The following is a 12,354-nucleotide window of genomic DNA, read 5'->3' as shown; positions in this document are numbered from 1 at the left end:
TTTAAACCCAAAACTTCTAAATATCCGATATGATTATCCGTATCAACAGCAGTATGCATAATTAACACAAATGATCATGCGGATAATTGTTATTGGTTATTAGTCGATTAGTTATCATTGCATCAATTGGTTAAAAACACACCAATTTGTTTGGCCATTAGTGTGAAAGCGGATATACTATCAATTAATATCTAATATCCATCAATATCTTATATTCGATTCTAATCAACCAAAATATCAAGACAAAGATTGATTTTCTTTAGAAGCTAACTCCAATATTTTTTCATATTCACTAGGTTCTAGGTCTTTGAAGAAATAATGGACTGGATTTACATATGCGCCATCTTTGATTACTTCGTAATGTACATGTGGAGCAGTGGAAGAGCCAGTGTTTCCTACAGTGCCGATCATATCGCCACGTTTGACTTTTTGCCCTTTTCTCACTTTGAATTCATTCATGTGGGCATATCTACTTACAAAACCAAAGCCATGGTCTATTTCAATATATTTTCCATATCCTCCAAAAACAGTTTTAACATCTGAAACCACGCCATCTCCAGTAGCATAGATTGGAGTGCCTTTAGGTGCAGAAAAATCCACACCTGTATGCATCTTTCTTACTTTCAGAATAGGGTGTAACCTATTTCCAAACCCTGAAGCCAAGTTAATTAACTCTTCATTGACAATTGGTTGAATAGCTGGAATTGAAGCCCAGTATTCTTCCTTGTTCAAAGCCATTTCTGAAATATCATCATAGCTGACATTCTGGATATATAATTGCCTTTTCAGGTTTTCTACTTTACTTTTCAAAGAAATAATGAGTTGCTCTTGCTTCAAACCTTTGGATCTTATTTCTTTAAATCTATCCGCGCCACCTATACCCGCATTTCTAATTTCTGAAGGAATTGGTTCAGTTTCAAAAATAACCCTATACAAGTTGTCATCTCTTTGCTGCAAATCACCAAGCATTTGACTCATAATTCCAATTTCCTCCTCCATCAATTGGTAATAAAGTTTCAGTTCTTTATTTTCATTTCTAAGTAGGATTTCTTTGGGGCTATCGAAATAAAGGTTGAAAACGATCAAAATTGCAACTGCGATTATTGATGCAGCGGAAAAGAACCCCAGTGCATTTAGGACTACATCCCATTTGCTTTTTTGGTATCTTTCATATTTACAGGTTTTTGGATCGTAGTAATATTTTATTCTACTCATTATAATTTGCAGGGTAAATCTTCTAATTTTGCATTCCTTGTACGTACTTGGGTGATATAACGAACCGGAAGCGTGCAAATATATAAAATATGAATTTATAATCCGAACATAGTCAAAAGCTTACATGGAAGCAAAGAAAATCAGAAGTACATTTATTGAATTTTTTCAATCAAAACAGCATCAATTTGTACCATCATCGCCGATAGTAGTTAAAAACGATCCGACCTTAATGTTCACCAATGCGGGCATGAATCAGTTCAAGGATTATTTTCTTGGAAATGAAATAGCCAAGGCAACTAGAGTGGCAAACAGTCAGAAATGTCTGAGAGTATCAGGAAAGCACAATGATCTCGAAGAGGTAGGCGTGGATACTTATCACCATACCATGTTTGAAATGCTCGGTAATTGGTCTTTTGGAGATTATTTCAAAAAAGAAGCGATCGAATGGGCGTGGGAGTTATTGACTGATGTTTACAAATTACCGAAGGACAGGTTATATGTCTCTGTTTTTGGAGGTGATGCCTCAGATGGATTGGACAAAGATATTGAGGCATTTGATCTATGGAAAAATATAGTGCCTGAAGATAGGATTATATTCGGTTCTAAAAAGGATAATTTTTGGGAAATGGGTGATACTGGCCCATGTGGACCTTGTTCTGAGATACACGTTGATCTTAGATCTGATGAAGAAAGGGCTACTGAAAGTGGATTTGATCTTGTAAATAATGACCATCCACAAGTAATTGAGATTTGGAATTTGGTGTTCATGCAATTCAACAGACTCAGTGATGGCTCCTTGAAAGAATTGCCTGCAAAGCATGTGGACACAGGAATGGGTTTTGAACGTCTGGTACGAGCGATTCAGGAAAAATCTTCAAATTACGACACTGATATTTTCACACCATTTATTCAGATTCTTGAGAAAAAATCAGGAAAGACTTACGGTGAAAACGAAAAAATAGACATCGCTATGCGTGTGATTGTAGATCACATTAGGGCGATAGCATTTACAATTGCTGATGGGCAATTGCCTTCCAATAATAAGGCAGGATATGTAATTAGAAGGATTTTGAGAAGGGCTGTAAGATATGGTTACACTTTTCTGGGCTTCCAAAAACCATTTATGTTTGATTTGATGCCTCTTTTAGCAGAGAATTTTGGTGAAATATTCCCGGAAGTGGCAGCACAACAAGATTTTATCGCTAAAGTTATTCAGGAAGAAGAAGCCTCATTCTTGAGAACTTTGGATAATGGATTGAAAATTCTTGATCAAATTCAAGTTGAAATGGCTTCTAAGTCTGAAAAGATAATTGATGGTAAGACAGCTTTTGAATTGTACGATACTTTCGGGTTTCCATTGGATTTGACTTCTCTGATAGCAAGGGAAAATGGTCTGTCAATAGATGAGAAAGGTTTTGCCGAAGAAATGGCAAAGCAGAAAAACAGATCAAGAGCAGCTGCTGAGCAAGAGACAGGTGATTGGATAATGGTATCTGATGAAGAAGGAGTTGAATTTATAGGATATGATCATCTGGAAGCAGAGAGTAAAATTGTCAAATATCGACAGATAAAGGATAAAAAAGGAGACCGCTATCAATTGGTACTAGATAAAACGCCATTTTATGCAGAAAGTGGTGGGCAAGTAGGTGATCAGGGGTTTTTGGAATCAAAGGCAGAGAAAATAAAAGTTCTCGATACCAAAAAAGAAAATGACCTGATTGTTCATTTTGTAGATAAGTTGCCAAGTAATCCATCTGCGACTTTTTCAGCTAAAGTTAACGCTGAAAAAAGAAGACTTACGATCAATAACCATACAGCGACCCACTTGCTTCAGGCGGCATTGAAGGAGGTATTAGGTGACCACATTCAGCAAAAAGGATCTTTGGTCAATGAAAGTTTGCTTAGATTTGATTTTGCTCATTTCTCAAAATTGACAGATGAAGAAATCACTAAAGTAGAGTCAATTGTTAATGCGAAAATACGGGAAAACATAGCTTTGTATGAGCAAAGGAATGTCCCTATTGAAGCAGCCAAACAGCAAGGTGCAACAGCTTTGTTTGGAGAAAAATATGGGGATTTTGTGAGGGTTATCACCTTTGATAAGGATTTTTCTGTTGAGCTTTGTGGAGGATGCCACGTCGCTTCCACTGGAGTTATTGGATTGTTCAAAATTGTCTCTGAAGGATCTATTTCTTCTGGAGTAAGAAGAATAGAGGCTATTACAGCGGATGCTGCAGAATCCTACATCAATGAACAGTTGACTTTGGTGAAGGAAATCCAAGAGCTTTTGAAAAGTCCAAAAGATGTCAAAAAAGCTATTGAATCATTGATTCAAGAAAAAAACGAATTGAAAAAAGAGATCGAAGGACTGCACAGCCTACAAGCCAATGCGATAAAAGATGCTCTTCTGAATCAAGTCGAAGCAGTCGGTGTTACCAATCAATTGTTTGCAACAGTCAATTTGCCTTCAGCAGATGCTTTGAAAAAGATCGCATTTGAATTAAAAAATGAAGTAGAGAATTTGATCTGTGTGATTGCAGCAGAGATTGATGGCAAGCCACAGATTGCTGTTGTAATCAATGACGATTTGGTAAGTTCCAAAGGACTAAATGCAGGTAATGCAGTACGTGAATTGGCAAAAGAAATCCAAGGTGGAGGAGGGGGGCAACCTTTCTTCGCAACAGCAGGGGGCAAAAATCTAGCGGGTTTACCATCGGTTGTGGAGAAAGCAAAGATCATGTTTTCCCAGCTTTAAATCAACTTACTTAAATCTAATTTGGTTTTAGATGTTTTCTAAGCCATTTTTGAGTTTAATTATCGGTTTTTACAAAAAGAATAATAAAAATGCTTTCAGCAGAAATAAAAGATAAATATGAATTGGTAGTAGGGCTAGAAGTCCATGCGCAATTACTTACCAAAAGTAAAATGTACACTACTGATTCTACAGAGTTTGGAAACCTTCCGAATACCCATATTTCGGTCGTGACTTTGGGGCACCCTGGAACTTTGCCAAAGGTAAACAAAAGTGCTGTGGAGTTTGCAGTGAAAATGGGTATAGCCTGTAATTCCGAAATTACCAGAAAGAATATTTTTGCAAGAAAGAATTATTTCTATCCAGATCTACCTAAAGGCTATCAGATCACACAAGACAAGAATCCTATTTGTGTGGGAGGACAAGTTCCTTTGACAATGCCAGACGGTACCAAAAAATCAGTTACCCTGACTAGAATCCACATGGAGGAAGATGCGGGCAAGTCAATGCACTTAGCTGGCGAAGTTGACACTTTGGTAGATTACAATAGGGCAGGAGTACCACTTATAGAGATCGTATCCGAACCAGATATCAGATCTTCAGAAGAAGCATATGCATTTTTGGTGGAGATCAAGAAGCTGGTCAGGTACCTTGATATTTGTGATGGAAACATGGAAGAGGGTTCTTTGCGTTGTGATGCTAATATTTCAGTAAGATTGAGAGGAGCAGCTGAATATGGAAAGAAAGTAGAAGTAAAGAATATGAATTCTTTCAGAAATGTGGCAAGAGCAATAGAGCACGAGTATGAAAGACAGATTCACATGATTGAAGCCAATGTAGAAATTATTTCTGAAACTCGGACTTTTGATGCAACCACAGGTCTTACAGCTTCTATGCGAACTAAGGAAGACTTGAATGATTACAGATATTTTCCAGAGCCTGATTTGAGTCCAGTTGTAGTCTCAGAAGAATGGCTTGAAGGGATAAGAAAGGAAATGCCAGCATTGCCAAGAGAGTTACATTATAAATTTGTCAATTCGTATGGACTTCCTGAATATGATGCGGGTGTATTGACTGATTCAAAAGAAATCGCGCTTTATTTCAATGAATTGTGCGAATCAACTCAAAATTATAAAGCTGCTTCCAATTGGTTGATGGGTCCAGTGAAGTCATATTTGAATGAGTTGACATTGCATATTTCAGATTTCCCTATTTCTCCAAAACGTTTGGCAGATTTGATTGGGATCATAGATGAAGGCAAAATAAATTTCTCAGTAGCCTCACAAAAAGTGTATCCTGAAATGCTTAAGAGCACTGAGAAGACTCCTTTGGAGATTGCGCAAGAACTTAATTTGATTCAAGAAAGTAACGAAGGCTCGCTTAAGCCAATTGTTGAAAGTGTGTTGGCAGAAAATTCAGCTAAAGTAGAAGAATATAGATCTGGCAAAAAAGGTTTGATGGGGATGTTTATGGGACAAGTAATGAAAAAATCCCAAGGGAAGGCAGATCCAAAAGTAGCTACGAAAATCTTAACAGAATTACTAGAAAATTAGAAAAACATGCTAAATATATTTAAAAGCTTTTTTATTTCACTATTGACAATCTCTTTGGTTTCTTGCGACAATTCAGAGCAAGTTTTCGATGGCAAAGTGAAAATATCAGGAAAAATTGAAAACGCAGATGGCTCTGAATTGATATTAGTCAAGTACCTAGATGATAGGACAGAAATACTAGACACCTTAAAGCTTTCTTCAAATGGTAAATTTGAATATACTGTGGAATTAGAAGGGCCTGGGTTTTATGAGTTGACAATGCAAGAGAAAGTGTCCATTATGCTTGCTTTATATGATCAAGACGCGGAGATTAGCTATGATGTAAATGATGATAAAAGTCCTAACATTGAAGGTTCTGAAGATTCTCAAAATATGTTGAAAGTAAAGGAATTGAGAGAGGGATATCAAGAACAAATCAATGGACTCAATGATGCCTATTTTGAGGCAATGTCTGAAAAAGATCAAGAGAGAATTAAAGAGATCCAAGAACAAGCAATGAGTTTGGAAAGTAATCATGCTACTAAAGTCAAAGAAGTTATCGGTGAAATGAATGATAGCTTTGCGTCGTTGTTTGCAGTGGGTTTACTAAACATCAAGCAGGATTTTATTTTTGTGGATGAATTGGTAAGTAGATTAAATGATAAATACCCAAACACAAAAATGATAACTAGTCTTATGGCTCAATTAGAGGATCTAAGAGTCCTTTCAATAGGTCAGGTAGCGCCAGAAATATCTCTTCCAAATCCCAAAGGTGAGCTTGTGAAATTGTCAGATCTTCGTGGAAAGTATGTATTGATAGATTTTTGGGCAGCTTGGTGCAAGCCATGTAGAGAAGAAAACCCAAATGTGGTCAAGCTTTACAATCAATACAAGGATCAAGGCTTTGAAGTATTTGGGGTTTCATTGGATAGGACCAAAGAAGCGTGGGAAAAAGCAATAGCAGAAGATGAATTGACTTGGACACATGTTTCGGATTTGAAGTATTTCAATTCGGAAGCTGCTGCGACTTATCAGATCAATGCTATACCTGCGACCTATTTGATAGATCCAGAGGGTAAAATTGTAGCAAAAGATCTTCGTGGGATGAGTTTGGAAAATAAGCTTGCTGAGATATTTAATTAAGTTTTTTTTATTGTTAGAAAGAAGGCCATTTTTGTTTTAAGATGGCCTTCTTTATTTTTAAAAAATATTATGATCTTGTCCCAAATGGAATTGCTTTAAATATGAAGTTTTTCATATACATTTGCGCCATAATTAAGCATCACAGACTCAAGATAGCATAAAATTAAAAATATTTCTAGCGAATAGTTTTATGGAATGCTTTTTGATTAAAATGTGGTGTTCCAAAAGAACAAAATTTAAACTTATAATTCAGAACATGAAAAAAACAATCCTCAAATCACCTGTAAACAGATTCGTATTTATTGCTCTGTTCAGCTTAATGGCTATGGGAGCATGTAAAAGTAAAAAGAAAGTAGTCGCTGAGACCCCACCGCCAGCACCAGTTGAGCAAGTAGAAGCACCAGCTGCACCATCTACGCCAGATCTTTCAGCAGAAGAGGCCGCTGTAGGTAAATTGGAGAATTATTTCAATAGTGTTGCTAATTCAAATAACGTACAAGCAGCAAACGCTACAATCCAAGAAGCTTTGGGAATGTTCTCAAATCAAGAAACTCCAGTACTTATTGTGATTCACGAAGAAAGTGGAATCAAAGATTATGATGAGCCTACTACTATCTCTAAATATCTTAATTATTTGAAAGACACTAAGAAAAATTTGAACTTTATCAGTGATATCCGTTTAGATGGATCTGGAAGAGTTTCTGAATTAGAGCTTCGTCGTAAATAATCACACAAAATCGAATATATAATAATTATGAAAAAATACATTCCTTTATTTCTACTTGTCTTTTTGGCATCTGCGTCAATCACTTTGGCCCAGTCAAATGACATTAGCCCTTCAAGAAAGCAGGCAATAGATTCACTAGCTTTAGAAAAAGTTAAAGATTTAAGTAAATATATCACCATTATCGGTAGCAAAGAAACACAGTTCTCTGAGGCCAATAGAGTAATGGATAGAGCAGAAGAGCTTTTCGCACCAGATGCTGAAATGGGAGTTTCTTCTATCAACAGAAAAGAAATCGCTTATTACAAAGTAAGAAGATACTTTGAAAGATTGATGGCATTGAACTATGATAGAGTGAATATCACTTGGTATGATATCCATTACATTTCTGATTTGGAAAGACAGCCTGACGGACGTTATGTTGGGGTTGTTACAGTATATCAGAGATTCGAAGGAACTTCTTTGGAGAGTGGTTTAAATTATAGAGATACTACAAAGAAAGATATTACAATCTATGTTGAGAAAAAACAAACTCAGATCGCTGGTCGTACTATCGAATTCTGGGATGTTATGCTAGGTGATATCCGTGTGACTGAAACTTCAGCATGAGAAAATTAACAATACTTGTATTATTAATAATAACATCCATTCAGTTGGCACCGGGGCAGGGTTTATACAGCCCCGGTTCGCCACAGGATGATGGAAGGTTTGCTGCTTCAACAAAACAAGTAAATCAATTTTTTAGAAGGTTCAATGGCGAGGAAAGTGCTGATGGCAAAAAAAGATACTATGACACTGACTCAGAATATAGAGACAGAGAACTACGAGGTAAATTTATCAGCGTTCTTTTTGACAATGAAACTTCTAGTATCCAAAATTCTTTGAAATCAGAATTTCTCAAAGAAGTTCTTTCCGAAAATCTCCCACAGTATTTAAGTTTTCATAGAGGAGAGTGGTTTGCAGAAGTTCAGACTACCTTTATTTTCAAAGGAAAAAAAGAGGAAGTTACATTATTTATGAAATTACAGCCAGAGGGTTTGGGATACGAATGGGTTGTTGAAAAAATTAATTTTAAACCATTCAAAAACTTATTTAATAAACCCGAAGGTGATGCCAAAGGATTTCTACATCCTTTGAGTCATGAAATTGGATTTATGAATTTGCGTAAAGCTTTTCAGGAAAATGATAAACCTGAATCATACACGCCAAAAGAATATCAACCAGATTATCTGACGATATTTTTGTATGAAATGAAGAATGGAAATTTGAAATTTGACAACATCTCTGATGTGAAGTTTCATTTTTTCCAAATTAACAATTGGTACTTCGAACTTAATCAATTCAACAGACCTGGGTTCAACACAGGATGGTTGATAAGTAATTTAGTAAAACTTGACGCTGGAGATAAAGACGTTGTTCAGAAATACATATATGATCAAAAATAGCATTAAATATCTTCTTTTTACAGTAGCATTTGTCAATACCTCTGGTGTTTTTGGACAGCAAGCTCTGGGTGATTATTCCAAACAAGAGATCAAAGATCTTGGGCAAAAAGCCGAAGATCAAGTAAGATTTTTGGAATACTATTTTAACACTGTTGGTAGTAAAGATACACCTGCCCGTGATAAAGATGTTATTATTAGAGAAAGCTATAAGAAAATTTTCAGGGACGACAAAGTTCAGGTAGAAGATGATTTGTTACTTGATAGAAAAGTAATTACAAACAAAGACGTAACAGCTTACTTGAAGGATATTGAATTTTTTTTCAAAGATGCTGATTTCAAATTTAAAGTAAGAGAGGTAAAGCCTTTTTTGAGGGATAATGAAGAGTTATCATTTATTGTGACTCTAGATAGGACATTGACTGCTACAGGCTTGAATCATGAGAAAATATCCAATACGAAGGAGAGGTTCGTAGAAGTCAATGTAGATAAAAAAACGAATGAATTAAAAATAGCAAGTATTTATACCACCAAGTTGAATAGAGATGAGGAATTGCATGAGTGGTGGACGACACTTTCTTATACTTGGACAGATTATTTTAAAACAAAAATCGGACTCACCGAACAAGACTCTATTACAATAGATCATTTGTATAAAATAAGTCAAATTGATTCTATTAATTTATCAGGTAATACTTTTGTACTTGATTTGGAGCCTATACAAGCATTGAGAGACCTTAAATTTATTGACATTAGCAATACTAATATTAAGGAACTGAATCCAATCAGCAATGTTACTTTTTTGTCACATCTCAATATTGCAAATACTCCAACCGAAGATATTCAGTTTATCAAATATTCTGATAGATTGGTTTATTTGGATATATCTGGAACGCAAATCAATGATATCAGCGAACTGGGAAATTTAAAACTCTTAGCTACTCTGAAAGCAGAGAAGACTCCTATTATGAGTTTCGGCATTTTGAATTCTTTTGAAGCTCTTAGGTCTCTTGAGTTGAGAGAAAGTGGATTCAATAATCTCGAGAATATACAGGAATTGGAAAACTTAGTGAGTTTGGATATCAGTTCAAATTATTTGATAAACTTTGAGCTGCTCTCAAATCTAGTTAGTCTCGAAAGTATTAATTTAAATGAGACAAACATAGTTGATTTGTCGCCTTTGAAATCATTACCAAATATTAAGGTTATTAATATTAACCAAACTGAAGTTTCAGACTTGAATCCATTAGATAGAATTTCTACTTTGAAAAAAATCTATGCTGATAGAACAAGAATTCAAGAATGGGAAGCAGATGAATTTACTAGAAGAAATAGGTCTATTCTACTAATTCATCATGTAGAAAATTTACAGACTTGGTGGGAAGGTTTAACTCAACCTTGGAGGGATGTATTTGTGGGTATAAACAAAAATTTAGCACGTGCTGAGCCTTCTGTCGAAGACTTATCGACATTGATCAGTACTGACTCTTTAGATTTGTCTGATAGCGAGATAGTGAACCTTGGGCCAGTTCTTAAATTCAAAAAAATCAATTATTTGTATTTTGATAATACTAAAGTAGTAGATCTTTCTCCTTTAGCTGATATCAAAACACTAACAAAAATCACAGCAAGAAATGCTAGTGTAAGTACATTACAACCACTTTCAAACTTACCAAATATTGAAATTTTGGATTTTAGAAATAATCCAATTACAAGTATATCGCCATTGTTGGAATCGAATACTTTAAAATATCTAAATGTAGAAAATGCTCAAATCCCAGTAGAGGAAGTAGTTGCAGCGGTATATGCGAATCCAAATTTAAATATTATATATAGATCAGGTGATTTGCTTGGATGGTGGGATCAGCTTGATGACACTTGGAAATCAATTTTCAAAAAACAATTCAACAACACTTCTGAAGAGCCAACAAATGAAGAGCTTCACGCTTGGACTACCAAACCTAGTTTGGTAATCGAAAGGGAGTCAATTTCAAATTTTAGAAACCTCGAAGTCTTCATTAACTTAAGAGAGCTAAGCATATTTGATGTGCCAGCTATGGATTTTATCGATATTGGAAGTTTACTTCAGCTAGAGGAACTTAAGATTAGCCAGTCTCCAATATCTGATTTAGGAGTATTGTCTCAGTTGAGAAATTTACAAAGACTCGACCTTTCAAATACAGGTATTGATGATCTAAGGCCTCTGGGGGTACATACTCAATTGAAATCATTAAACCTATCTGGTACCAATGTGAAAAATCTAAGAGGCTTAAACTCTTTAATAGAACTTGATGATTTAGACATTGCAAGTACAAATGTGAAATCATTAAAGCCGGTTCAGGGATTGAATCTAAAAAAGTTAAGCTGCTTCAATACCAGAATAAACAAAAGGGGAGTGGATAACTTCAAAAAACTAAACCCTGACTGTGAAGTCAGATATTATTGATAAAGTGGAGATATGGTTATCAAAAAAGAGGTTGAAACATCAAGTTTCAACCTCTTTTTTGGTAGAATCCCTATTTTTTGAGAACCTGCTCTAAGCTTTCTCTCAAAATTGCCCCCATATTTTTACATGAAAGGAATCTATCGTTCTTGTAGTGTTTTGCTAAATCTGCTTTAAGAGAATCAATATTTTCTTTGGTAGAAATCGTGTCGTGTTCCATACTTTTGATTATATCTTCAATCTCTTTGTATGATGATTTTAATCTATTTGCTATCAAGGCCCTTTCTTCTCTTTGGTATTGAACCATAGACTCGGAAGTGATATGATTTAAACCTAATTGAATTAAGGCATTATTTTGCTTGAAATACTGAGGTAGGTAGATAGATTTTTTCCCTTCGTAAGATTGCTGATCAAAATCGATTGCCCTGATTCTATAATGAGTTTCCTCGAAATCTGGTGTCACATCAATTACAAAATTTGAAGAATGCATATCTCCCAATAGTCTGACAAAGCATCTTTCATTGAATTTCACAAACTCCTTTGCCAACCTGATTGGGTTCAATAATTGGTCATGGATGTGTAACTTCATAAACATTTCCCCAGGGATGCCAGCAATGTGCTCTTCGATTAATGTGTTTTCATGAACCAAATAACTTATCCTATTGGGAGAAAGCAAATGTTCTAATTCCAAGCCATAAACCCTCGAAGCATCAGCATTTTTGACATAAAAATAATCAAAGTTATCATTGATCCTGTTGACTATTCTTACTCGAAAAGGCTGGGTATTACCATAGCTACATAAATCTATGCGATCGACATAAAGGTGCTTCATAACAGATATGTCACCCTCAGCCTTTAGCAGGGCATATATCTTCTTAATGTTGTAATGAATATCTTCTCTGTCAGATTCGCTGTAAAAAACAGTTTCCCATAAAGTATCATTTCCTTTGTAGTCATACAAAGGGATAGAAGTATTATACCTTAAAAGGTCTTTGTAATGAATTGGGAAATCAACTACACGTCCATATTTGAATAAGTATTTCCTCAAACCTGAACTTATGGGATAGACGATTTTCTTTTTGCTGATTAAGGCCATAAATAGA

The 12,354-nt window shown here is 35.3% G+C and carries 9 protein-coding genes; 7 read left to right on the top strand and 2 right to left on the bottom strand.

Translation table 11 applies throughout. The features are described from left to right. Window positions 1-237: 237 nt before the first annotated feature. Window positions 238-1,215: a M23 family metallopeptidase gene (locus MM213_RS02030; RefSeq protein ID WP_241409645.1), complete on the bottom strand. Its 978-nt coding sequence runs from the start codon at window positions 1,213-1,215 to the stop codon at window positions 238-240. A 124-nt stretch (window positions 1,216-1,339) separates the two neighbouring features. On the opposite strand from MM213_RS02030, the gene alaS reads away from it, so the two are divergent. The 7 genes from alaS (at window position 1,340) to MM213_RS01995 (ending at window position 11,254) form a co-directional block, all read left to right on the top strand. Next, the gene (gene alaS, locus MM213_RS02025) at window positions 1,340-3,970 is read left to right on the top strand and encodes an alanine--tRNA ligase (RefSeq protein WP_241409643.1); all 2,631 of its coding nucleotides are present in this window, start codon (window positions 1,340-1,342) and stop codon (window positions 3,968-3,970) included. 89 nt (window positions 3,971-4,059) lie between these two features. Then, window positions 4,060-5,520 carry an Asp-tRNA(Asn)/Glu-tRNA(Gln) amidotransferase subunit GatB gene (gatB, locus tag MM213_RS02020; protein ID WP_241409636.1) on the top strand — a complete coding sequence of 487 codons (1,461 nt, stop codon included), beginning with the start codon at window positions 4,060-4,062 and terminating at the stop codon, window positions 5,518-5,520. Between the two features lie 6 nt (window positions 5,521-5,526). Beyond that, a complete protein-coding gene (locus MM213_RS02015) occupies window positions 5,527-6,642 on the top strand; it encodes a TlpA disulfide reductase family protein (protein ID WP_241409634.1) in 1,116 nt (371 codons plus the stop codon). 256 nt (window positions 6,643-6,898) lie between these two features. Next, window positions 6,899-7,369 (top strand): nucleoid-structuring protein H-NS, encoded by a 471-nt coding sequence (locus tag MM213_RS02010; protein WP_241409633.1) that lies wholly within the window; start codon window positions 6,899-6,901, stop codon window positions 7,367-7,369. A gap of 27 nt (window positions 7,370-7,396) precedes the next feature. Next, window positions 7,397-7,975: a hypothetical protein gene (locus tag MM213_RS02005; RefSeq protein WP_241273448.1), complete on the top strand. Its 579-nt coding sequence runs from the start codon at window positions 7,397-7,399 to the stop codon at window positions 7,973-7,975. Next, window positions 7,972-8,811, top strand: coding sequence for a hypothetical protein (locus MM213_RS02000; RefSeq protein ID WP_241409632.1), 840 nt, complete (start codon window positions 7,972-7,974; stop codon window positions 8,809-8,811). The genes MM213_RS02005 and MM213_RS02000 overlap by 4 nt, the downstream gene beginning before the upstream one ends. Continuing rightward, window positions 8,798-11,254: a leucine-rich repeat domain-containing protein gene (locus MM213_RS01995; RefSeq protein WP_241409631.1), complete on the top strand. Its 2,457-nt coding sequence runs from the start codon at window positions 8,798-8,800 to the stop codon at window positions 11,252-11,254. Before MM213_RS02000 ends, MM213_RS01995 begins: the two co-directional genes overlap by 14 nt. Before the next feature lie 70 nt (window positions 11,255-11,324). On the opposite strand, the gene MM213_RS01990 is transcribed toward MM213_RS01995, so the two are convergent. Beyond that, window positions 11,325-12,347, bottom strand: coding sequence for a hypothetical protein (locus tag MM213_RS01990; RefSeq protein ID WP_241409630.1), 1,023 nt, complete (start codon window positions 12,345-12,347; stop codon window positions 11,325-11,327). Window positions 12,348-12,354 lie beyond the last annotated feature (7 nt).

The sequence above is a fragment of the Belliella alkalica genome, from assembly GCF_022549785.1.
In the GTDB taxonomy this organism is placed as follows: Bacteria; Bacteroidota; Bacteroidia; order Cytophagales; family Cyclobacteriaceae; genus Belliella; species Belliella alkalica.
This window is presented reverse-complemented; position numbering and strand designations above follow the sequence as displayed.